Raw genomic sequence first — 22731 nt, 5'->3', positions numbered from 1 at the left:
CCGACGCGCTTTACCTCCCCGGCATGAATGCTGCATGATGCCGGGGCTTCACGCGCATCCCGGTGATGGTGCATGCGGCTTTCTGTCGTTCAGGCTTGTCTCTAGCCTCACCGGCGAAAAGTGCAGCACAAGTCGCAGTCATGCGGGTCTTATGCAGTCTCGGCATGGGCCAGTACTGTCTCCGCATGGGCCGGGCCAGACTCGGCGGGACGTTTCCGGCTGGAGACATTCAGCAAGGCCGTGAGCAGCGCTGGTGTCACCACTGCGACACAAACGAGGAGATAACACGCGTACTCAAGTTGCCGCTCGAGGGACTGGGTACGTTGCTCGTCGCGCGCATAGTCGTCCTGCTCGGCGTAGATGCGCTTTTTCAGCGATTCGACATCACTATAGCCATTAAGGGCGAGCACCGGCTTTTGCTCATCTTCGACGAGCATCGTTACTTGCTCGTAAATGCTCTGGTCCCGGGAGAGCTTGCCCGCGAGTTCGAGCGTGTTCCCGTACTGCTTGCTATGCGCGGCTTGCATCGTCAGGAAGTAATACGCGGACGAGGACATGGCCAGCACGAAAATCAATGCTGCGAGCGATCTGGAAGGTAACACAGCGGTGATTTTTCCGTTCGAGGTCTTTTTTCAGCTTCCCACATCCGCACGATGTTTAATTCATGGAAAAGAGCCGTCTCTTCCGCCCAGTTCGCTTGATGGCGTTCCGTCGCCGTAGTCGTGGCTTGCCTGCCGTAAGGTCGACGTTACCAGTACCCCGAGCGGAGGCCGTTTGAGCGGCGGCTCCGCCTCTGCAAGCAGCCTTTGAGGCCACGACGCCCGAAAGGCAGTTCGGGGTCGGGTCATGCCTTTTGCATGAGCGCTGCTTCGGAGGAGATCGCCGCGCTCGGTCGTCGGGCGCCACCCGGCCATGACCTGCCATTCGGCGAGCAGGGAATCCTGCCGTTGGAATGACTGCAGTACTCCGAAACCTGCCGGATGCGCGATGGAAGCAAATCGGCCTTTCCGGACGGTCGCCGCTGAAAAACGTGCGGCAGTTCGAGATCGCTTAGCCGACATTCGTGACCCGGTGCCGGCGAATGTCAGCTTTCGTTATTGGCGAATGAGTCTTGTCGACCCACAACAGTCCTTCGCGCCGGCGCGACCTCGATGGCCGCTTCCGGGGTGCTTCGGACGTCCCGCGTAGCTGCCCGCGAAGAGTCGGCGACACCGGACCAACGCTATTCTGGACGCGGGCGCTCCGTAGTGAGGGATGAGGGTTATAACGAGCGGGTTATCGCGGCAAGAATTCGGAGGGACGGCAGCAGCCCAAGTCGGAGCGAATGATACATTCGAGCGGCCGCGCTTTTGATCACTCCAATGATCAATGGATATGCGTTTCACGTCGAAGGATGCGCGGACACGACGCACGCCACGAGCGCCGTTGCGGATCGGAAGCACATCTGTGCATATCAACACAAAGGCAACGGAAATTTGTAATCTATTTACCTGAAAAATGCGGAGAGCGAACGCCAGTCGAGGATTCCGGCAACCGGAACGGACCTCTAAAATTGAGCGACAACACGCGGGTAACTAGTGGAACCCTTGTGGGGTAAGGCGCCACGGGGGCCGATTTTAACAACGGTTTTCTGTTAATGCACTGTGCATTAACAGTGTGCCGCGCCGTGATTGCCCGGATTGCGAACGATCATGCCGAGTGCCGCATTCGACCTATACTTGGCATCGTAGAATATCGGTCATGCTGACGTAACGAGGTAGTTCATTCATGTTCTGAAACGCAATAGACCAGAATAGCGGCAACGAACTCGTTGAAGGCCACGCGCACCGGGTCGAGCAGCGCTCTGACGCCGCGACAAGAGGAAATCCTCGAACTGGTCACCCGGGGCATCAGCAACAAAGCCATTGCCGCGCAACTCGGAATCAGCATCGACACGGTGCGTCGCCACGGCGCTCGAATAAAGCAAAAAAGGGCGGCCTCAACCACATCTTCCATTGCTTGCCAGCATCTTTGGGCTCGTCTCGATAACGCGCTCGCGCTGTCTCTGCCCGATCACGGATTGACTCCTGCCGAAACTCGCGTGGTGGCATTCCTTTGTCGTGGACTATCCAGCAAAGAGATCGCGCGTGCTTTGAAGATCAGCTCGCGCACCGTCGACAAACATCGCGAGCATGTTCTGCGCAAACTCGGCATGCACTCGACCCGTCAGCTCACAGCCTGGGTCGCCGGTCAATGTGCAAAGAGTGGCGTACCTGTCGCGCCTGACAAATCCTGAGTCAAGTACGCCACCCCGCGCTTCGTCTTCACCTCCAGGTCGCCGGCTTCTGATCCGACCGATCGAAACTGAACAAGCGCATGATCATCGCGTCGCTTCGCGCGCGGCTCCAACTCTGTCGTCTTGCCGAACCGGGTACTTGATGTCGCCGATATCCCGGATATGCACATCCTCTCGGCCTGAAATGAAGTCGAGCAGCAGGGCTCGTTGAGGTCTCGCTGGAGGAACAGTTGTTCGCCGGGAGGCTTGGTGTAGGAGGCGGCGGATCGGGTCCGACCGGTGACGGAACTGTGGTCGCCGGATTCGCCGTCGCGGTGATCGGAGTGGGCATCGGCAGCATGATCCCCATCGGGGGGCGTCGCGGTTTCGAGCGTAGCGGGCAGGGATCTCATGACCTTCCCCTTGACACAGGTCGACACCGAGCCTCCTATTTGAGCAGGGCGTCGCAACACGTCTTGTAGCGCGCGTCGCGCCCCGGCTTCCCGTCCATGGCAGGATTGATTGCCCGTGTGCACGCGTCAAAGTCGCGTCGGTCAGCGGCCTCGTTGCAGCCGCGTGACTTCCAGTACCAGCCGGCGCTGCGCGCTGCGAGCCGATCGTCCGTCGCGAGCTGATCCGGGTCATTCACGAGGTCGACGCCGAGCGCGCGGCCGGCGTCCAGGTAGTTGTCCTTGAACGTAACCTGCTTCAGCCCGCGCCCCCGATAGCGCCAGCCGTCTCCGCTCGCGGCGTCGCCGTTACCGAACCGGCCGGCGTAGGCCAGGTTCGCAATCTGCTGTTGCCTTGCGATAGGGACCGTCGTCTCGCCTGGCTGTCGTCCGAGTTGCGAACGCATGCCTGCGGGAATGCGCGAGAAAATTTTCAGTGCATCCGGCGCATAGTTGAAGCTCTCGCTCAGCAGCCTGAATCCGCCGCTCTCATGCCCCATCTGCGCAAGCCACGCGGCAAGGCGTGCGGGCGTGTTGATGTCGAACTCGTCGGCGGCCGCCGTGATCGCTGAGATCCAGCGTTCGGCGAGCGCCGGCGAGAGGCTCGCCGCGCGCTGGAATGTTTCAGTGTCCATACGATCTCCAAAGAATAAACCGCTCAGTTGTCTGTAGTGCTGACAAATCGGAACTAACGATCGGCCGCCGTGCTTTACATGATAGGAGGTCTGGCCATGCGGCGGCGTGGATTACGTTGAATCCACCTTTCGAAAAACCTTGGTTCGGCTCGCACGAGTAATCAACGCTGCCGGGCATTGACTCGAACTCTCTTCGCGCTTGAATCGCCACATCACGATTTGGGTCGCCGGTCAATACGCAAAGAGTGGCATATCTATTTCGTCTGAAAAATCCTAAGTTAAATACGCCATCCCACGCTTCGTCTTCCAATGGCGGCGCTCAACGCTTACCGTGATCTCTCAAAACCGATTGGCTAACAGCTCCGCCCTTTTATCACAAGCGGGTGTTTTGTCGCGCTTTGAGCGCGCTACAGGATGCCCAGCGTACGCTTCAGTTCTTGGGCAGTGAGATCCGTCGTGTCGATGTCTCGACCTCGGAACAGTAGGGAAATGCAAACCGAAAGGAGCACTGTGATGCCATTCGACCCAGCACAACTTGCAGCGCAAATGCAGGACCCAAATGTCGCGACATGGGCCGGTTGTAACCTTCAGAATCAAGCCCAATACATCGCTGCCTATACGGCTTATTTTAACGGCATACAAACGTGGATTAATCAGAACGGCGGAGATGGAAATCCGTTTGGCTGGGATAATGTCAATGGATTAGAAGTTAATCAAGTTCAAGTCGTGCTTCAAGGTCCCGCGCAGAGGGCGCCTTTTAATGACGCTTTCAATGATGTGAGGGCGCACTTAGGCCAGCCAGAGTTTCGGCTGTTCCAAGCGGCTGAAGCCAATCAACGACTGATCACAGTTCTGAGTCGAATGTAATCCAGCACAGTGAATAAGCCCAACAATCGGCATCTACTCGGACTGATGCGAAGCGTTAGGCGTGTATGGATAGAGCTGAATTAGTGGTTTCCGGGGGCGCGCCGGTTAGCTATGCGTTAGGCGGTCAACCAGTCGACCCAAGGATGAGAGAAAATGCTAAGTCCATAAGCATCAGTCACAGGACTTTCAATTACTCACTCTGTTTTCGCAGGAGCCGTTATCGGATCGTGACGAGACGTATGGCTCACGTTCAACGCCGCGGGATCACGTCGCGCGCGTCGACACGATGATGCCGGGCTGTTTCGATTCCCGATTCATTGATATGGATTGCTTACGATAATGCAGCGTCGGCAGGTGGCGACGTTCGGAGGAGGGATCATGCCAATCACCGGAAGCGTCTCTGACAAGGTTACTCGCGGTCGGACCGTCATCAACTTTCTGAGCGGGACAGGAGGGCCGGGTGGATTCTTTGTCGAGAAAGACAATAGCGTGATGCTCCTGATCGTTCGCGATCGGCCGTTCACCTTCTCGGTTGCCAGCTCGGGTCGACGGGGCTTTCAGGCGCGGCTCGAGGTGCGTGGCCGCGAGCGGCCCGGTGCGCCCACGCAGGCCATGGTCGTGCAGAGCGCGGACAACTTCGACCCGAACGGCCTCGACAGTCAGGGCTCGGTGCTGCTCGACCGCTGGGTCGACAGCAACCGCGCGCTGTCCGCGGTCGCGCGGGACGTGGTGAGTCTCGACGGCCCCGACATCTCCCCCGACGACCGCCAGATCATCACGCTCAAGGCCATCCCGCTCATCAAGGTGGACGCGGCCGGCTTGCGCTGGACCGACCTCGGTCCCTTCTGTTCGCGCCAGGACTACGAGGAACTCGCGGCGCTGATGGCTGCCTATGCGCCCGGCAAGCGCATCGACAACGTCCCCAAGGACGGCATCGGAAAGTTGCTCAGGCATCTGCGCGAGCTGAAAAGCACGGAAGGCATTTTCGACGTCGACACCCATTTCATTTCGGAAGGCATCGCCGGGCGCGTGTCGGAAAAGGAACTCGCAGACACCGACGCGCACTTCGATGTGCCGACCGATTTCTCTCAGCCGCTGCCGGTCACGAAGCCCGCCGCCGCGCCGGCGCCGGCGCCCGCACCGGCTCCTGCGCCCGTCGCGGCCGCCGAAGTGCAGGCCGTGCTCACCGCGGCGTCCGGCCTCATGGGTTATCTCGCGCACGGCGCCGCGATCCCCGCACGACCGGCCGTGCCAATCGTGCCAGCCGAAGCCGGGGGCGAGGTGGCGGTCGATATCAAGTTGGTCATCGTGAACTCGCCGGAGGCGCTCGAACTCGCGCGCAGGAAGATCACATCGGCATAGCGGAAAAGGGAGGGCATCAAAGTGATCAGTTACACGCTCCAGGCACGCGACAGCAAGTCGCGCCCCGACGCCGCGCCCGATGACGCGACGCTCGCTGACCTGCGCAAGGTCTTCATCAGCACCGGCGAGATGGACACCGAGGACCAGTTCCGCAGCGGCACCAGCGCGGAGACGCTCAAGGTGGTCCCTGATGCCGACGAGAGCAACACGCGAATCACCGACAGCATGGTCGTGGCGATCGTGCCGATACGCCGTACCCTCACCTTCGTCGACAAGGCGGGCAAGAAGCACCCGGTCTTCGTTCGGCCCGACGAGACGCTCGGCCAGTTCCGCAAGAACAACGCGAAGCTGATCGCGGACGCCGACGTGTTCGTCATCGGCGGCGAGCCCGTCGCCACCGCCGACGAGGACGGCACCTATCTGCGCCGGCTCGACGAACTCGCGGTCGAGCGCGAATCCAGACCAGCGCCGGCGGCAGTGCCGAAGATCTACAAGCTGCTCCTGCTCAAGGACGGCGGCAAACCCAAGGCCATCGACTGGCCCGGCGGCGGCGAGGACAAGACCCTCAAGGATCTGCGCGCCTTTCTCAAGGAAGACGCGCCGGCCGATCTGCCCTTCCTCGACAGCGCGCAGAAGGCCGTGCCGCTCGACATGGAGCCTTTCGAAACCGTAGGTGGCAAGCTCGGCAAGGCCGACGACAAGCTCGGACTCCTCCGTTTTCGCTTCGAGACTCCGCGCAAGCGCAATGCCGCGACGACACCGGGCGCGTCGTCCTCGGGTTCGTCGACCACGACCACCGCCGCGGCACCCGCCGGGTCCGGCGCGACGCCGAGCCTGCGCGATACCCAGGACCTGCTCGCGCCTTTCCTCGGCCGGCCGACCATCCCCGTCGGTGCGCCGCAGGACGTCTTCGATCGCATGGACGTCTCCGAGCAGGCGGCGCTGCTCGCCGCGTTGCGTCACCTGCACGGCCTGCGGTTCGTGCTCGCGGCCGATGGCAGCTACGAGCTCGAGCGTGCGCTGCGCCCGGCCTTCGACGCCGAATCGAAGGAAGACTTCGTCGCGGTGGTCCGCCCGATCACGTCGACGCGCTTCTCGGCCTCGGCTACCCAGGTGCGCACCCTCGACGCCATCTCCTCTTCGCTCTCATGGAACGTCGGCGGCTCGGTCGGCGTCGAGGGCAAGGCGGCGAGCCTTTCCATCAAGTCGGATTACAAGGACGAAACGACCCGGTCGAGAGAAACCGCAAGCAGCGAGCTGCACCTGCGGGTCGAGTATCTCGTCGCGCGGGGCGAGGTTGTCATCGATCCGCGCAGCATCGTGCTCTCCAAGCCCTTTTTCGATGATGCGACCGCACTCGCGGCCCTCGCGAAAGGCAAGGCGGGCGCGGACTGTGTCGGTGCGCTCGCACGCATCCTCGATAGCTACGGCACCCATGTGCCGCTGCGCACGATCTTCGGCGGCAAGCTGATCTATCGACAGGACCGCAAGCTCGAGGCCAATACCGACAAGAACGAGCGCGTGCGTGAATTCAGCGCCGATGTGCAGGGCAGCTACAAGGCGGTGACGGCGAGCGCACGCAGCGGATTCAAGACGAAGGAATCCGCGACCAAGATCTACGAATCGAGCGATCAGGCGATCGAGGTGACCGCGTCGGGCGGCAACCCCGCGCTCGCTCTCGATCCTTATGGCTGGGCCGCGACCTTGAGCCACGCCGGCTGGTGGAACGCGATCGCTTTCGCCGACGTCGTGCCGCTCCTGTCGCTCCTGCCCCCGGACCTCAAGGAAACCATCATCCCGATCCTGCTCAATTCGAACGAGCTCGGGGCCGCGCTGTCCACGCCGATCGACTGGGCGACCTACCGCGCCCAGATGCTGAAGGAGTTCGTCCGCACCCAGCGGGGCGGCGAAGAGATCAGCTTCGCCGCGAGCCCGGCGCCAGGCGCCGATGCGCCCCGGACGCTACCACCGGTTCAGCCGGTCGCGCCGCAACCGGTCGTCACGCCACAGCCGGCCCCCGTCCAGGCGGGAGAGCCGCAATCGCAACCACAGACGGTCAAGCCGGGAGGCGAGGAGGTGGACATCTGAAATAAATTTCAGGCCGCTCCCGATTGTCGGAGGCGGCGCGACTGAAGAGGAAAAGACCATGAACATCGAAAAGATCAGCCTGAAGAATGGCGGGGGGTTCGTCGCGAAGCTCCACGTGATCGCCGCGCCCGCCACCGGCGGCGAGGGCAAAACCTATCCCGACAACAACGACATCCCGCTCGGCCAGGAGCGCACGGTCGACCTGACCGCGCTGAACGTGCCGGATGGCTCGAAGGTCAAGCTCAAGGCCATCGTGGTCTGGGGCAACGACAACGAGGCGCAGCAGGCTTTCACCTATCAGAAGGGCTGCGGGAAGACGGCGCGCTACAGCATCACCGGCACGACCCTAAGCAACGAGCTCGGGCTTATCAACGTTTCCTGATTTGCAGGGAGCGGGGCACACTCTTGAGTGCATTGAGTGGTGAATCCGGCGGAAAGCAGAATAAAGAACAGGCAAAAATGGGCACTTGCTTTTCATCTGCGAGGAAATCAGAGGGGCTGCAGCAGTGTCAGTCCGCTTGTTTTTCGCTGATAGCAAACAAATGGAGTTGATGACGAAGTCCCCCGCGTCACAAGAGTGCGACCAGCCTATCAAAAACTCAAGAGTTCACTAGCCAATTAATTTTATAGAAACGTCAAATCAAGGAGTGAGCAATGCCAGACGAAATTGTTCGATACGCGAAAAACGTTTTCACCAACGATGGCCAATCTACCGTTGATGAATTCAAGCCAAAGCTGGATAAAGTCAAGAGCGACATCCAAGGAGCCGGGGCGATAACGGTATATTACGGCTTTCACGGGGACCCTAACGGTGAGTTTGATAGGGCATTCGACGCTGCCGAGTTGCAAAAATCAAAGAGCATAGCAAACGACTATCCAGATGCCAACATGGTGCAGGTCAGCGGCCCGGCTGACCCACAGATCGATTACGCAACGCATAACAAAGACGGACAAGTGCTTTTCACTTGGTGCGATAGTGACAAGTACATCAAGACCAAGAAGCTAATGCCGAATATTGTCAAATAAACAGCCGCTGCACCTGACCGCAGGTCGCGGTCTTTGAGTTGGTTCAGCATCGCTTCCAGCCCAACGAGGTAGGACAGAGGGTGAACGACGCCTCCGAAAGTTAGCCAGCCCCAAATCTAATATTGCGAAAGACTGTTAATCGAAGGGTGGCGATACAGCAGGCCGGTCATGCCGTATCAAGAGGCGGTGGGCAAACGGTGGGGCGACCCGACAGCGGAAAGGCTGCCGGGTCGGACCGGCTTACAGCTCGGCCGGACGGACGTGATGAATATCCACGTGACCGAAATCGTCGAGCATGTGGCGATCGCTCACCGTATCGACGTGGTCTGCACTGATGCTTGCACTGTCGTTGCTATAGAGCGTAATCACACGCCCTTCGTGAAGCTGCGGCTGGTTTGTCGACGATTCGGGTCGCGATGTCGAATGGCTGGTTGTGGCCGATGACCGCCTCAAGCAACCGGCATCGACTGCCAGAAACTTGCGTACTCGCGATCGGCAGCATGCGACCCGACCAGCCATTGAAGCCACCGCGAATTTGAATGGCCGCTCCCAAAGTGCGGCGGCGATTCGGAAGCGGGCGGAAAGGAGGCTAACGAGATCACTTCGGCGTCTACGATCTGGCGTCCAAAGCTAAAATTCAATGGACACTTCTTGTCGAATGTAGCCACCTTTGCCTTTTACCCGAAATTTGACTTCTACCGTGCCGCGCTTTGGATGCGGCGGAAGCGTCTCGGCAGTGTAGGACTTGTCGACAAAGCGAATTTCAAGCGAAGGAGGAATTCGCATAGGTACTGCGCAAACTAGCCCGAGCTTTGACTTCTCAAATAGCCGGAATCCGCATCAGTGCTGGGTTTCGGCTATTTTCTGGGACTATCATGTAGCCATGTAAATTAGTATTTTTATATTGAAGTTCTTTGAATATTTGCTTTAATCAGTGTTCATGTATATCGAACACGTCCCCAACCGCAACTCACCGCCCGCCATCCTGTTGCGCGAGTCCTACCGCGACGGCAACAAGGTGAAGAAGCGCACCCTGGCCAACCTCTCATCGCTGCCCGCCGAGGTCATCGAAGGACTGAAGGTGCTGCTGCGCGGTGGCGTGGCAGTGCCCTCGGCTGAAGAGGCCTTCGTGATCGAGCGCAGCCTGCCGCACGGGCATGTGGCCGCGGTGCTGGGCGCGGCGCGTGCCTGCGGCGCCGAGCAGTGGTTTGCGCCTGCACCGGCCGCACTGCGCGCGGTGCTCATGGCGCTGCTGGTGGCGCGGGTGGTGTCTCCCGCTTCGAAGCTCGCCACCCATCGCATGTTGCGCGACGAGACGGCGACCCACTCGTTGTCGCGCCTCCTGAGCCTGGGGGACGTCGAACTCGAGCAGGCGTACGCCGCGCTAGACTGGCTGGGCGAGGCCCAGGAAGACATCGAGAAGCGGCTGGCGAGCAAGCATCTGGCCGGCAGCATGCTGGTGCTCTATGACCTCACGTCCACGTGGGTGACCGGAGACTGCTGCGAGCTTGCCGCGCGCGGCTACAGCCGCGATGGCAAGCGCGACGATCCGCAGATCGTGTTCGGGTTGGTTTGCACTCCTGAAGGCTGTCCGGTGGCCGTCGAGGTGTTTGCCGGCAACACCGCCGATCCGGCTACCGTGGCCTCGCAGGTGGAGAAACTGCGGGACCGCTATGGCATCGGCAAGATCGCCTGGGTGGGCGACCGGGGCATGCTCACGCAGGCGCGCATCGACACGGTATTGCGCCCGGCGGGGCTGGACTGGGTGAGCAGCCTGCGCGCGCCGCAGGTGAGCGCGCTTGCCCAGGAGAAGGGGCCTTTCCAGCCCTCGCTGTTTGACGAGCGCAACCTGCTGGAGCTGACCAGTGAGGCGTTCCCCGGTGAGCGGCTCATCGTGTGCCGCAATCCGCTGCTGGCCGAGCAGCGGACCCGCAAACGCGAGGACTTGCTGCAGGCCACTGAAGCCGAGCTGACGAAGATCGCCGAGGCGACCACGCGTGCCCGCAACCGCCTCAAGGGCGCCGATGCCATTGCCCTGCGCGTGGGCCGCGTCATCGACCACTACAAGATGGCCAAGCACTTCGAGCTGAGCTTCACCGACGAGGGCTTCACCTGGACGCGCAAGGCCGGTCAGATCCGGCAGGAAGCGGCGCTCGACGGCCTGTATGTGGTGCGCACCAGCGTGCCCGAACAGGACCTGCCGGCCGAAGCGGCTGTCTCGGCGTACAAGGGCCTGGCGGTCGTGGAGCGTGCCTTCCGGTCGCTCAAGACAGTCGATCTGAACGTGCGCCCCATATTCCACTGGAACGCCGAGCGTGTACGGGCGCACGTCTTCCTGTGCATGCTCGCCTACTACGTCGAATGGCACATGCGCGAGACGTTGAAGCCGATGCTGTTTGACGACGAATACATCGAGCTCGCACGCGCAACCCGGCCCTCGCCCGTGGCCAAGGCACGACGTTCGGACCAGGCAAAAGCAAAGGATGCCACGCGGCTTGGCGAGGACGGCTTGCCCGTCCATAGCTTCCGCACGCTGCTCGATGATCTGGCCACGCTCGCCTACAACGTCTGCCACACATCTCTGAACCCGGACGCAAAGATCGTGATGATCACGCGGCCCACACCCGTTCAGGAAAAGGCCTTCCGCCTGCTCAACATCAGCCCTGTTTGTACCCAGTAACCGACTCCCCCCGACACGCGTAACCGCGGCAAGTCAAGGACTTGCGCGCGCCGCGTGCTCAAAGTTCGGCCTAGCCGATACTCGCCCTTCGCATTAGGCGAGTACAAGATCAAACTCTGCGTTTGATTCATCTGTTGGTGGAAGCGCGCAAAAGCCGTCGGCTCGTCAAGTAACGGCGTGGGAAATCCCTCTGTGATCGCGCAAGTAGTTACGTGCTGCGCTAGCTCTCTCGGCAACTCGATTACGGGTCCACCAATATCGACGACAAGTGCAAATAAGTTGGGAAACCGAATCGCGGCGTGATTGCACGGCGGCACGTGCTGCCACGGCGTCACGCAGAATGAAAACTGCATGCGGTTGTCCGTTTCAAGCTCGAAAACAAAATCGCTATCGCGGGTTCCTTCCAATCTATCCAGTTTTTGCACAGAGGGGATAACGTAAGCGACAATCGGGTTGACAGTTGACACGGCGCACAACGGCTCACGGTATACTTTCTGGTGATCAGCGTTGTGGTACCTAATGAGGCCTGACGCGTGGTACGAGATTTTCTTCGTCTTTGGTCGCTGCCCTTCGAAGTCGACCTTGGTCGGTCCTTCTTGCCCAACCTCATGCAGTAACCTGTGGTCGTTAGTGCCTTCTCGAACCAAAAAAAGGTATAAAGACCCATCGTCTTCAAGCGCGTACGACGCAAGATGACGAAATTCGTCGTCCAGTTTTAGTACTAAGCGCCCCTCGATCATCGCACTCACCGTTTGGAATCGGAAAGGTCACGATTATGCCTTCGCGCGATGTTTTCGCGTTCAAGGTTGGTCGGCCGCGTGACGCGCGCGGGAAACAACGGTCCGCTGCCCTAGGTAGAGCGGTCGGTGGAGTGTCCTCCAAAGCATGAGGACGAATGGCCGCAAGTGGCCGGCAGTACGCGTTCACCCAACCCGCCGTAAAGCTGCCGTTGAAGACTTCAACGTCCGCACTGTAGAACGTTCGCCGAACTGTTGCTCTCGGCCACGAACGGTCCTTCGCTGTCGGTTGGCGAACGTCTGCTGATGAGCGACGAGTCGCCATTTGGCGAAGCGACGGCGACCGAGGATTCGTCGGGCGAGCCGGCTTCACTTTCAAGCGGTGTGTGCGGCGGGTCAGATTTCGATGGCCATCCTGGCCGATGACGCCTTCCGTTGGGACAATCCTTCCTGTGCTTCTCGCCATGCCAATGCTTCCGCAACGGCGAGATCCACTTCCTGAAGTGGGTTCGCCGCACACCGCCGGAGGCTGAAAGCACGCTCGGGTGGTCCCGGAGATCACTTCGCTCCGCACTAACGCCGGGCATGTGGCGACTGGCCAGCGCGTAACAGGGATAGCATCTTCCCCGCATGCACTTCGGGCTCGAGCGCGACTTGCATCTCGAGATGGGGAATAGCAGCCGGCACTTGGATGATCGTTTTTTCCGGCCAATCTATATGTAATAAAGGACATCATATATACGATTATCAGCTGCCATTAACAAGGTCGGCGAGGAGACTTTTGATGCTGTTGGCACTGTTCAACCACGGCACAGCGCGGCCTGCCTTATGGGATACATGGCAGCGTGACTCAAGCCAATGAGTCCCCGGAATTCCCGGGACGGTTTAGTTGCGCCGGCGAGGACGCTTTATACGCGCTCCTCAGATAAGCAAAGACAGGCTTTTCGACGCACATCAGACAGACGATCGACAGACCGGTGAGTGCCAACAAGAACAGCACAAATCCTGCAGGCGTGTCCAGCAGCCCTGGAAAAGCGCGAACCGCAAATCTCGCTATTGGCATGTGCAAAATGTAAAAAGCGAAACTAGCTTCGCCCAATAGCGTCATCAGTCGCGTGCCTAGCAGCTGACTGAAGGGTCCGCTAGCGCACGCCAGGCAATAAACCAGCAAAAGAAAGAACGGAAACTGAAGCAGTTTCGACATGAGATGGCCGACGGAAACCATTGCGGCCATCGAAAACACGAACAAGACAGCCGCTGCTACGTCAAACCCGAACGACACCGTTGAGGAGTGGGCCAGAAACAGCCGCCCCAGGCAGATTCCAGCGATGAATTCGGCGATCCTCCACGCGGGCGTGAAGTCGACAATGTCATGAGCCCACTGCAAGTTGGGATACGGCTGTGGCATGATCGACAAAACAGCGGTCGGTGCGACCGACACGCCCCATGCGACAGCGATGACCGAGACAAGCGTTTTGGCTGGAAATCGCTTCAATGCCGCAAACAGAAATGGAAATAGCACATAGAAGAAGGCCTGGGCAGAGAGCGACCAGCCTGGCAAATTCCAGGCGTTAGCAGTGACCGGCGCCCAAGCTTGCACCAGCAAGAGCGAAGCAACGCCATAGACTGCCAGGCGCGCGTATGTTGCCATCCCGGTGCCGTGTAGCGAAACGAGGTTTGAGTAAATCAAAGGCGCGAAGAGCAACCAACCGACGAGATAAGTTGGATAGATTTTCGAGAAGCGCGAGAAATAGAATTTTCGTGTCGTCGCGCGGGAGAGGTTTGCGCCCTCCGGACGGGCGTAGGTCAGGGTGAAACCAGAAAGTATGAAGAATAGCTCGGGTGCGCCGCCGTTATCGAAGAAATAGCCGACTGGTAAGTGCAGCGACGTTGCGATCGGACGCGACAAATGAAACAGCGCGACGCTGAGTGCGGCGAAGAAGCGAATTCCCGTCAACGCTGGGATGGCCGGTTTTCGTTCGTTTACCATCGTGTCGGTCTCCAGGTCCGCCGCGGCCGATACGACCGGTCAAGGCGAACCGATTTCGCATCGTCACGTCTGCGCTTTTATTCAGGCGATCGTAGCGCTCGCCGACCCGCACGGAAGGCAACTTTCCGAATGCGGGGTGCCGGCAAACGCGCATTGCCGCGGGCCCTATGGGGCAGACATCACGACAACACCTGTGTATCGGGCCACTGTGCAGCCGACGGTCCCGCACCGTCGAGGCAAGGTAGCAGGACAAAAATGGAAAAAAATTGAGCACAATTAATTTTTCTGCGGGAGAGGGGCGGGAGCGGTCAACCAACATGGGCGCAACGTGGCCCGGAAGTGATCGGACGTGTCAATGAATGTGTCGGTGCTCGCAATCGAGGAGGAGTCCATATACGGTCCTTCGTGGACGATTCGCAAAGGACCGTTCACGAGGAAAGGACCGCCTTTCGACGGGCGACTGAAACCGGCAACTCTTCCGCCTAAATCGACTTACTACGAGGCTACGGCCGCAACCCCTTCCAGCGCGATAATCCTTGTCGTCGCACATCTTTCACGGATCGCCTTAAGACGGGCGTACTCTGGCGAATCGTACCAAGCCATTAAGGAATCCATGTCAGGGAACTCGACGATGACGAGACGATGCGGCTGCCAATCGCCTTCGAGAACTTTGGTTAAACCACCACGGCCCAAATATTTTCCGCCGTAGCGTGCCTCAGTAGCAGGTACTTCACGTTTGTACTCTTCAAAAAGAGTGGGGTCTGTTACATCGACATCGGCAATCAGGTATGCAGTCATGTGCGATCCTTTCCTCGGTAGTCCCACCGCCCACTGTCACCACTAAATTGTATTCGTCAATCCGTGTACAGAACCGCCGGTTTCCGAGAGGACTGTGTGACAGCCCGCATTGTTGAACAACCGCAACGGCGGAACAGTTGCAAAATGCGGTGAAGTCGAGGATGGCCGTTCTACCTCGAAAACCTGCCATTTGCGCGTGAGGCCCTCAACGGCAGAGATGGGTCGGCTTCGGCCGGCCGCGTCGGGCGGCAGCCGGCTATTCGCCGGCAATCGCGCAAAAGGCCTCGCGTTGCAGAAGACCTCCCTCAACGGCCCTGAGGGTGGCTTGTAGCCTTTCCAAAGACTCGGAGACCCATTCTGGCCCTCGGACTTCTGTGATCGCGTCACAGCGAGCATTGATGCCGCAAATTCTCGTCTTCAGTGCCACTGCAAAATCATTGGAGATCTCCTTGCGCTCCAGCACGCGCCATCCGGACCAGTCGAGCAGAATTGCATAGTCTTCCGATACAACGAACGTAGGTCCAGAATCGATGGCCGCCCGGCGCCGCGCGCCGTCGATGGACCGGCCGATCGCGATTACCGAAAATGCCATTCTCGCCTTGCTGCGCGCGACGCGCCGGCATTCGCGCAGCATTGATAGCTTGTCCGGCATACAACACAGGACGTCGCTGTGACTGAGCGCGTCGAATGACGCATCAGCGAACGGCAGGTAGGCACCATCGGCTGCAACCGCTTGGCATCGTGCCCTGAGGCCATCAAGCGAGGCACGTGCAACAGCGGCTCGCAGCCCCGACATGGGAATGTCTGACAAAGTTACATCGCAACCGGAGATCGTCGCCAGATACAAGGCGGGCCACCCCGATCCCGCGCCAATGTCGAGCAGCCGGACCATTGGGCGAAGTTCCAGCAGGCTTGCAATGCGTTCTGCCTCAAGACGCGTAGTCCAGCTCGTTGCGCCGTAATCGCAGCCCAGGACGCTGCGTTCGAGCTCCTGCATCACGGGCGAACCGACAAATTCGTACCCGCATTCGAACTCACAAATCACTCCTCGCACGTCCCGCGGCCGCGTCATAACACCCTCCCGCCAAACACGATGGCTCACAGTGGGGACTTTTGCAAATTATAGCTACCGAGCATAGACGTCCTTTCGTGTACTGCCACCCTGAGTCCAGCGCTGAGCACGCCCTTCAACTCGCGTAGCCTGCTCCTGGCCTCGAATGACTCAAGCTATCCTCAAAGCGAACAATCGCGGCTCGTAGTTGATGGGCAGAAACGGGTCGATCAGCGACATTTGGAACTGCCGCTCCCGGCGCTTAGTCCTTGCACGCGCCGGCACCTGCCGTTGCGCGAACGGCCGGATTGGCCGACGACCCGAGGACCCGACGACCGCCGACCCGCCGACCGACTCGACGGCTCGACACCCATGGGTTTTCCCTGATCCCGACCAATGTCGATTCCGGCGTCGATGCATCGTCGTAAAGTGTGTCCAATTTCTCCAGTGAAAGGCGAGCACACCATGACTACCGGAACCGTCCATCTCCAACGCGTCTTGCGCGCGACTCCCGAACGCATCTATCGCGCCTTCCTCGAACCCGATGCGATAGCAAAGTGGCTTCCGCCCTACGGGTTCACCTGTCAGGTCCACCACATGGATGCCCACGAGGGCGGAACTCACAAGATGTCGTTCCGCAACTTCAGCACCGGCAACAGCCACTCGTTCGGCGGCGAGTACATCGAACTGGTGCCGTTCGAGAAGATCCGCTACTCGGACCGCTTCGACGACCCGAACCTGCCAGGCCAGATGCACGTCACCGTCTCATTGCGACAGGTGTCCTGTGGAACCGAGCTCACCATTGTGCAAGAGGGCGTGTCCGAGGTCATTCCTGTGGAGTTGTACTACCTCGGCTGGCAGGAGTCGCTGGTTCAGTTGGCAAAATTGGTCGAGCCCGAAATCCCTGACTGACGACGCCAGCACAGACCTGCACTCCGTAGCTCGGGTAGTTGCCGACCGGGACAATCGCGCGGAAGGACCGCTGCTGTGTCGGCCATCGTTGACGTGCTTCCGGCTTCAAGTCACAGACGGGTGGGCTTGCGACGGTCCCGAGCCGAACCACAACGAGCGGCCTTGTCGTTCACATCGGACCGGACCCGGCCAGGAGCGGCCGATTAGCGGTCACAAGGCGAATGACCGTAGTCAGGCCGCTTTAACCCTTTTATCAGTAGCGTCGGGCATCTCTCTGAACGAGGAGATTTCGCTCGGGCAAGTGACTTGAACACTATGATCCAGCTTGCCGGCGGGAACATCTCAGTTGTAGCAAGGCTCTGGATGCGAGGTTCGTCGACCATCGGCAGCAGCAGGCTCGGCAGTCGCGCCGCCAGCATCGGCTTGCCGCCGCCAGCATCGGCTTGCCGCCGCCGGGCGGCCCGACCATCAGAATGATGCGCCCACCAACGAGGAAACTCTGACAGACGTGCGCTGGCCTGGACAAGATCATTTTAACTGCCTCAATTGCGGCAGTAGTCGCTTGTGCATGATGACCGCCGGAGGGATAGCGCGCCGCGCATTGTTCACTACCGGCGTCGCGTAGGCCTGCCGGTCCTCTTCTTCCAGACGCTGCAGTAGAAAGTAGGCGCCCGTGGAACTCGAGCCAATCATATCTCCGTGGTTGTTCAAGTCACGAATAAAATACAGGTCTTGCCCCGCAGGCAAATTGACGACCAGATCGGCCAGATTCAGGCGCACGCCAGGTTTGGGCACAATGTAACTGATGTGGGTACTGAAGATTTCCGTGATGACGATCAGGTTGTTGTCATTGAAGAGCAAGCGATTGCTTGAGACGTTCTCAACAAGGTAGGTATAAAAGACGCCGTTGCGCCCCCATACCCCGATGCGCTCATGGTAGGGCGCTGCTAGGGTGAACGAGTAGCCGAGAACATCGCCGGCCTGGTTAATAGCCTGGCCCCAGGCGAGCGTTTCAGTCGGATCTCCCGGAAACGGATCGAGGATCGTAGCGTTGCCGTTGCGTGGGTCGAGACGGAAGCCCCGAGCTCCATTGAACAAACCAGGGCCCTCGGTTCCCTCGATGATTCCGTTATTGTTTATGCACCTACAAATTCCAAAAAACGAAAAGAAGGGATTTGTAATACTTTGACCGAAGTTGATCGGCGTCGCTGTGCCTTCGTGGTAAAGCACATAGGTTAAATTGAATGAAGCATCGTATGACTCCACCAGAGCCGTGTCGTTGTCGTTAAGTGCGAAGACAAAGGCGGCCACCTCCCCGGGCTGCGGTGGAACGAGTTCGACTCGGCCTTTTCGGAATAAGGCGGCGCGACCGGCAAACATGGAGGGGTCGGGGAAGATGCTACCGCCAATTGTGCCGCGTGCGTTGACCGGACCGCCGCCACTGCCTGGCGGAACGGGCGGAAGAAGGGTCAACTTCCCGTCTTTGAAGTAGGCTAATCGGGTAACGCCGCACACGGCATCGCAGAGGGTGCCGTAAACCCGACCGCTGTCCTGGATCGCGCTGGGATAAAACGAGGTAAATCCAGTTGGCAGCTCGATCTGGTCGAGGGAGACATAACGATAGCGAGCCTCCTGCGCATGGCCCCCAACGGCCCAAAAACTGAGGATTAAGGCCAGAACCAAACCGAAGCGACATATAGAAAAGTATGGTATGGCTCGTCTCTTGATCGAAAGGGCGCACATGATGGTCCTCCTACGTATACGTCGGTGCACTGGCCCGAAGAAGCGAAGCTCGATATGCAGGCTGCCCCAGGGGCGGCGACATATTTACGATTTCGCTGGGTGCGTGCCTCCAATGCCATCCCTGAGGATGGACATCAATGCCTGCCGGAGCGGTTACTGGCATCGAAATGCGAGCCAAGACCGTTCACAAATGCATGCAACTGGCTATAACCGGGCCATCGTTGTGAATACGGGTGCTGCGTAACCAGGGCTATTTGTATTTGGGTGGCCCTAGCGACGTACAGCCGTTTACTCCGACCCTCGTATGTATATAGTCCATCTGGGCCGCTTAACGTGTGAACGTTTATTTACGGCTGTCCAGACGCCGTTGAATCCGCCAAAGGTGCGACGGTCCGCATTAAGTGCTGACTTTGGGCTAAACCCGGCCTTGACTTGAGAGACCTTTCAAGCGAACAGATCGACGATGGCGAAGGAAAGTTGTCGGCGACTGCGGCGAACCGGAGAAGTCACAAGGGAACGCTGCCGCGCGCGGTAGCGACTGTGTCGCCAGAAGCGTCGCCCGCTGAGCAACGCTCTTGGTTCAGCCGTTGTCTGAGTGATGCGGCGGAAAGACGCCGCTTCCATCTCGATGGGCTCCTGTGGGGCAGAAAGGGGACACCCATTAGCCGGCCGGAGTCAAGAACAAAAAAAAAGTGCGTCGCAAACAGTTGCGTCAATTCACAGCGACAACAGCGCGCCACCTTCAATCGTGCAAACACTAACCGCGTCCGTTTTCTCACTCGTTGGTTGCGAACCGAATCGCACCAGACACCCGTCGGGATCAAGCCTGTCGCAATGCTCCGCGACTGCCCTGGCGGCAGTTGCCGCCCCAGAGAAACTTTGGTACCAGGCCGTGTCCAAGGGGGCTGCTTGCATTCCCTGTGGCTATCGCCGTGACGACGCCAGTCCTTTGATGGCTCACGGTCTGGGCGATTCAGCGTTCTGCATCCATTCAGATGGCGCAAGGGCGGCGTCCAAATCATTCGGGTGGCTTCACACCAGTCCCTTGTCCTGGCTCATCGCCCCTGGCCAAACCGTTACCCGAAACACAGGTGCACATCGAAGGGCTTCTGGTCTCGCAGCATGTGGTAGCACGCCCGCGCAAGCTTGTGTGCCAGAGCCTTGATTGCCAGGACGCGGTTCGTCCTGCTCTTCTTGCGATCGTAAAAGCTTCTGGCTTGCGGGCAGTAACGCATGGCGAAGTTCGCTGCCTCGACAAACGCCCACGCGAGATACTTGTTGCCGTTCCTGGTATTGCCTTCACCCTTCTTCCTGCCGTTACTCTCCCTCAGGCTGTCAACGCAGCGACAGTAGGAACTGAAGTTGCCGACCTGGGCAAAGCGGCTGATCGATCCGGTCTCGAGCATGATGGTGGTCGCGAGTGTGTCGCCGATGCCCGGCACCGTCCTGAGCAGGTGGTACTCGGCACGCAGAATCACGCGTTCCCTCAGTCGCTTCTCGAGCGCTTCAATCTGCTGCCCCAGCGCCTGGCTGACCGCGCGGTTGGCCTCCACGGCCAGCGCGACATCGGGCGTAAATGCGAATTCATCGACCTGGCCGGCCGTCAGCCGTTTGACTGCCTCGCCATTTATCGTGCTCCCCGTCTGCCGCATCAGGATGCCCTCGATCGAAAGGATCTGCGCTGTGCGATAGCGCACCAGTTGCATGCGCTTGCGTGCCAGGTCGCGTGCGCTGCGTTCTTCGCGCGGATAGACATAGCCCTCGGGCAGCAACCCGAGCCTCAGCAGCTGCGCCAGATAGGCCGCATCGGCGAAATCGCCGCTGTGCTTAAGTCCGTCGTATTTCCTGATGGCAGCGGGATGGGCCAGGTGGACCCGGTAGTCTGTGTCCATCAGTCCATCCACCAGCCAGTACCAGTTGTACAGTTGTACGTACTCTCCACGACCACACCTGCCAGTTCGCGCCGGTACGGTTCAAGCGCCGCCGTGATCTGCGCGAACTCGTTGGGCAGGCGTTTCTGGTACACGATCCTGTCGTTCTCGTCGCTGACGATCACGACGCAGTTGTTCGAATGCAGGTCTATGCCACAATAGTTCATGTCGGTCTCCGCAGGGTCAAGTGCGTTTCGCAAACTGACTTTAACCCTCGTCGCATAACCGCGGCGAGGAGGCCGGCTACATGATCATCATTCGTCAACGTGGACTGAATGACTCGAAGGGGTCGCCTTCAGCCGATCGGCGTCAGGCAGAGGTCGGCCAGACAGCGGACGTTGGCAGATCGGCGATGATCCGCGAGAAAGCGGATAAGCCGACAAGACTGTTTCCGCGCGAGAGGCGCTGGGTAGCCACGGCTTGCCACACTCTGTCGGGAAAGAGGCCCGCCGGCGACCGAGTCCTGAGTAGTCGGACCACGCGCAGCCGCCCCATGAGGATTACGCCTCGCGACGAGGGGCCGATCCCTCCCTGCGCTCTGCGGCAGGTGAAACGCCCGTCTGCTTTTTCATCCAATGGGCGATCACGGAGTGCGCTCGCGGATCGTCATACAGGGAGCTGTGCATGAGGCCTCGAAACCCTCGGGGCGTGCTCTCGGGGTCCAGTTGGACCGTCATCCACACGCCGGGAGGCGTTGGCTCGGCGGAAACGATCCACAGGAAATGACGCAGGGCAAGCGACGACCCGAACGACATCGCGAAGACGGAAAGCAAGAGCAGTACCGGGCCGGCCAAGAGCATCGAAAGCCACCATAACGGCGCCAACACGGCGATCGCGAGTACCTTGCGCCAAGCGAACGGAAGGTTAAGAACGAAAGACGCGACGAGGACAGCGGTTGCTTGGTTTCTGGTGACCCAGGGCGGATTGATCGGCAGCAGGCTAAGCACGCAAAGAACGATGCCAAGCACGAAGAGATCCATGACGCTTAGACCGTGGACGCGCCGCGGCCACGAGTAGCGGGTCTGACGTGTCCTGTCGGCCTCGTCCTGTTCCAGTGCACGCATCCACAGCGGCGCACCCACTGACGTGAGCGCCCAGAATCTCGCCACTAACGATGAGGCAAGGGTCGCCGCGCCCAGGGCGGCCGATGCCTCATCGGCAGCGGCCCGCAAGATGAGCATGCGATGCGGATCCATTTCTGGGAGCACCCAGCGCGGTTTGTCGTTGTCCGCCAAGGTAGCCGCGGCCTTCATGAAGATATAGATCGTAGGGATGGCCGCCACGACTACGCATGCCATGAGGAAGGAGCTCCCCACCCGGTCGCGCAGCATGAGATAGAGCAGATTCGCGAAGAGCAGGACGATTCCGGCGGCGGCGCTCACGATGCGCGCCGCACCGAGATGTCGAGGCCATGCCTGCAGAAACGGGGTAGACAGGCAGACAATCCCCGCGACAGGCTTAGACAGCCTGCCGTTCGCTGCCGCAAGCAGGGCGACATTCCCGCCGTGGCTATGCGCCACGACGAACTGACGACTGTCCGGCTCTGCGCGGCCGATGGCTTCGAGGTGGTCGCACAAGCGCTTTGCGGCGTCGTCGCGGGCCTCAAACGAATTGCGGCCCGACCAATCGAATGGCGCGATCCGAACCGCCCCGCCCAGATGCGCAGTCAGATATTGGCTGAGCGGCGAATCGGGCTGGGCCCAGACCGCCTGCCTGGCAAAAGTGCCGTGGACAGTCGTGATGACGGTCGTCATCGTCTCGCTCCCCCATTCGTGCACCGGTCGACATCACCGCCTTACAGCTCGCCCCGGTCACCAACACAACACTCCACGCCTGTCATGGAAAGCCCGCCGCAAGAACGTTCGCATCGAAGCTCCGGTGCAAAGACGCGGACGCCTCAATTGAAAGGGATCGCGTGCGCAGGTGGTTCCGATGATTCTCGCGCCCAAGCCTGCTGCGCGCTAGCCCCCGACGACGAGTAGCCGTGACGGGCAGCTTTCGGAAGCCGCGGACGGCGGCTATGGGTCGGCAAGGGTCGGACGCAGGTCGATCCCGGGCGAGGCATTTGATCCATTCGGCATCGGGCCGTGTCCGGCCATCTACGGCCAGTTGGCTGCGCCTCGATGTGGACGTTCGAGCGTCGCCTACACCCGGACAAGGACAACGGTCATTTGCGCGTCGACCGCGCATGTCGCATCGTCGGCCTCT

At 59.9% G+C, this 22731-nt stretch carries 18 protein-coding genes; 8 read left to right on the top strand and 10 right to left on the bottom strand.

Features of this window, described 5'->3' with window-relative positions:
* Nucleotides 1–149 precede the first annotated feature (149 nt).
* Nucleotides 150–575 (bottom strand): hypothetical protein, encoded by a 426-nt coding sequence (locus B0G77_RS39155; RefSeq protein WP_166656376.1) that lies wholly within the window; start codon nt 573–575, stop codon nt 150–152.
* A gap of 1235 nt (nt 576–1810) precedes the next feature.
* Here B0G77_RS39155 and B0G77_RS39150 point away from each other — a divergent pair.
* Nucleotides 1811–2275, top strand: coding sequence for a helix-turn-helix transcriptional regulator (locus B0G77_RS39150; protein WP_208116587.1), 465 nt, complete (start codon nt 1811–1813; stop codon nt 2273–2275).
* A 427-nt stretch (nt 2276–2702) separates the two neighbouring features.
* On the opposite strand, the gene B0G77_RS39145 is transcribed toward B0G77_RS39150, so the two are convergent.
* Entirely contained in the window at nt 2703–3338 is a 636-nt protein-coding gene (locus tag B0G77_RS39145) for a glycoside hydrolase family 19 protein (protein WP_133667242.1), read from the bottom strand.
* Nucleotides 3339–3851: 513 nt separating this feature from the next.
* On the opposite strand from B0G77_RS39145, the gene B0G77_RS39140 reads away from it, so the two are divergent.
* The 5 genes from B0G77_RS39140 to B0G77_RS39120 all read left to right on the top strand — a co-directional run bounded on the left by B0G77_RS39140 (nt 3852) and on the right by B0G77_RS39120 (nt 8681).
* Nucleotides 3852–4205 carry a hypothetical protein gene (locus tag B0G77_RS39140; RefSeq protein ID WP_133667241.1) on the top strand — a complete coding sequence of 118 codons (354 nt, stop codon included), beginning with the start codon at nt 3852–3854 and terminating at the stop codon, nt 4203–4205.
* A gap of 492 nt (nt 4206–4697) precedes the next feature.
* Nucleotides 4698–5567 (top strand): hypothetical protein, encoded by an 870-nt coding sequence (locus tag B0G77_RS39135; protein WP_166656359.1) that lies wholly within the window; start codon nt 4698–4700, stop codon nt 5565–5567.
* A 21-nt stretch (nt 5568–5588) separates the two neighbouring features.
* Nucleotides 5589–7655: an MAC/perforin domain-containing protein gene (locus B0G77_RS39130; protein ID WP_133667239.1), complete on the top strand. Its 2067-nt coding sequence runs from the start codon at nt 5589–5591 to the stop codon at nt 7653–7655.
* A gap of 58 nt (nt 7656–7713) precedes the next feature.
* Nucleotides 7714–8037 (top strand): hypothetical protein, encoded by a 324-nt coding sequence (locus B0G77_RS39125; protein WP_133667238.1) that lies wholly within the window; start codon nt 7714–7716, stop codon nt 8035–8037.
* Between the two features lie 272 nt (nt 8038–8309).
* Entirely contained in the window at nt 8310–8681 is a 372-nt protein-coding gene (locus B0G77_RS39120; protein WP_133667237.1) for a hypothetical protein, read from the top strand.
* 240 nt (nt 8682–8921) lie between these two features.
* Here B0G77_RS39120 and B0G77_RS45405 read toward each other — a convergent pair whose 3' ends face one another.
* Nucleotides 8922–9050, bottom strand: a complete 129-nt coding sequence (locus B0G77_RS45405) for a hypothetical protein (RefSeq protein ID WP_279571377.1) — start codon at nt 9048–9050, stop codon at nt 8922–8924.
* Nucleotides 9051–9621: 571 nt separating this feature from the next.
* Here B0G77_RS45405 and B0G77_RS39115 point away from each other — a divergent pair.
* The gene (locus tag B0G77_RS39115) at nt 9622–11361 is read left to right on the top strand and encodes an IS1634 family transposase (RefSeq protein WP_133667236.1); all 1740 of its coding nucleotides are present in this window, start codon (nt 9622–9624) and stop codon (nt 11359–11361) included.
* A 1587-nt stretch (nt 11362–12948) separates the two neighbouring features.
* Here B0G77_RS39115 and B0G77_RS39110 read toward each other — a convergent pair.
* From B0G77_RS39110 to B0G77_RS39100, 3 genes are all read right to left on the bottom strand, one after another.
* Nucleotides 12949–14088 carry an acyltransferase gene (locus B0G77_RS39110; protein WP_133667235.1) on the bottom strand — a complete coding sequence of 380 codons (1140 nt, stop codon included), beginning with the start codon at nt 14086–14088 and terminating at the stop codon, nt 12949–12951.
* A 495-nt stretch (nt 14089–14583) separates the two neighbouring features.
* On the bottom strand, nt 14584–14886 hold the full coding sequence (locus tag B0G77_RS39105; protein ID WP_133667234.1) for a DUF1330 domain-containing protein: 303 nt from the start codon (nt 14884–14886) through the stop codon (nt 14584–14586).
* 256 nt (nt 14887–15142) lie between these two features.
* Nucleotides 15143–15883, bottom strand: a complete 741-nt coding sequence (locus B0G77_RS39100; RefSeq protein ID WP_166656375.1) for a class I SAM-dependent methyltransferase — start codon at nt 15881–15883, stop codon at nt 15143–15145.
* Nucleotides 15884–16402: 519 nt separating this feature from the next.
* Here B0G77_RS39100 and B0G77_RS39095 point away from each other — a divergent pair.
* Entirely contained in the window at nt 16403–16849 is a 447-nt protein-coding gene (locus tag B0G77_RS39095) for an SRPBCC family protein (protein ID WP_133667232.1), read from the top strand.
* A gap of 528 nt (nt 16850–17377) precedes the next feature.
* Here B0G77_RS39095 and B0G77_RS39090 read toward each other — a convergent pair.
* From B0G77_RS39090 to B0G77_RS39080, 4 genes are all read right to left on the bottom strand, one after another.
* Nucleotides 17378–18592 (bottom strand): hypothetical protein, encoded by a 1215-nt coding sequence (locus B0G77_RS39090; protein WP_133667231.1) that lies wholly within the window; start codon nt 18590–18592, stop codon nt 17378–17380.
* A 1076-nt stretch (nt 18593–19668) separates the two neighbouring features.
* On the bottom strand, nt 19669–20484 hold the full coding sequence (locus B0G77_RS39085; RefSeq protein WP_243751469.1) for an IS110 family transposase: 816 nt from the start codon (nt 20482–20484) through the stop codon (nt 19669–19671).
* Nucleotides 20484–20690 carry a hypothetical protein gene (locus B0G77_RS45070; RefSeq protein ID WP_243751468.1) on the bottom strand — a complete coding sequence of 69 codons (207 nt, stop codon included), beginning with the start codon at nt 20688–20690 and terminating at the stop codon, nt 20484–20486. Before B0G77_RS45070 ends, B0G77_RS39085 begins: the two co-directional genes overlap by 1 nt.
* A 333-nt stretch (nt 20691–21023) precedes the next feature.
* On the bottom strand, nt 21024–22277 hold the full coding sequence (locus B0G77_RS39080) for an alpha/beta hydrolase (RefSeq protein WP_133667230.1): 1254 nt from the start codon (nt 22275–22277) through the stop codon (nt 21024–21026).
* Nucleotides 22278–22731 lie beyond the last annotated feature (454 nt).

This window comes from Paraburkholderia sp. BL10I2N1 (genome assembly GCF_004361815.1).
GTDB lineage: Bacteria > Pseudomonadota > Gammaproteobacteria > Burkholderiales > Burkholderiaceae > Paraburkholderia.
This window is presented reverse-complemented; position numbering and strand designations above follow the sequence as displayed.

Excerpts from the sequence above, each read along its gene's own strand:
- B0G77_RS39145 (WP_133667242.1), bottom strand. The coding sequence starts at position 3,338 with ATGGACACTGAAACATTCCAGCGCGCGGCGAGCCTCTCGCCGGCGCTC.
- B0G77_RS39140 (WP_133667241.1), top strand. The coding sequence starts at position 3,852 with ATGCCATTCGACCCAGCACAACTTGCAGCGCAAATGCAGGACCCAAAT.
- B0G77_RS39135 (WP_166656359.1), top strand. The coding sequence starts at position 4,698 with ATGCTCCTGATCGTTCGCGATCGGCCGTTCACCTTCTCGGTTGCCAGC.
- B0G77_RS39125 (WP_133667238.1), top strand. The coding sequence starts at position 7,714 with ATGAACATCGAAAAGATCAGCCTGAAGAATGGCGGGGGGTTCGTCGCG.
- B0G77_RS39120 (WP_133667237.1), top strand. The coding sequence starts at position 8,310 with ATGCCAGACGAAATTGTTCGATACGCGAAAAACGTTTTCACCAACGAT.
- B0G77_RS39115 (WP_133667236.1), top strand. The coding sequence starts at position 9,622 with ATGTATATCGAACACGTCCCCAACCGCAACTCACCGCCCGCCATCCTG.
- B0G77_RS39110 (WP_133667235.1), bottom strand. The coding sequence starts at position 14,088 with ATGGTAAACGAACGAAAACCGGCCATCCCAGCGTTGACGGGAATTCGC.
- B0G77_RS39105 (WP_133667234.1), bottom strand. The coding sequence starts at position 14,886 with ATGACTGCATACCTGATTGCCGATGTCGATGTAACAGACCCCACTCTT.
- B0G77_RS39100 (WP_166656375.1), bottom strand. The coding sequence starts at position 15,883 with ATGCAGGAGCTCGAACGCAGCGTCCTGGGCTGCGATTACGGCGCAACG.
- B0G77_RS39095 (WP_133667232.1), top strand. The coding sequence starts at position 16,403 with ATGACTACCGGAACCGTCCATCTCCAACGCGTCTTGCGCGCGACTCCC.
- B0G77_RS39090 (WP_133667231.1), bottom strand. The coding sequence starts at position 18,592 with ATGTGCGCCCTTTCGATCAAGAGACGAGCCATACCATACTTTTCTATA.
- B0G77_RS39085 (WP_243751469.1), bottom strand. The coding sequence starts at position 20,484 with ATGGACACAGACTACCGGGTCCACCTGGCCCATCCCGCTGCCATCAGG.
- B0G77_RS45070 (WP_243751468.1), bottom strand. The coding sequence starts at position 20,690 with ATGAACTATTGTGGCATAGACCTGCATTCGAACAACTGCGTCGTGATC.
- B0G77_RS39080 (WP_133667230.1), bottom strand. The coding sequence starts at position 22,277 with ATGACGACCGTCATCACGACTGTCCACGGCACTTTTGCCAGGCAGGCG.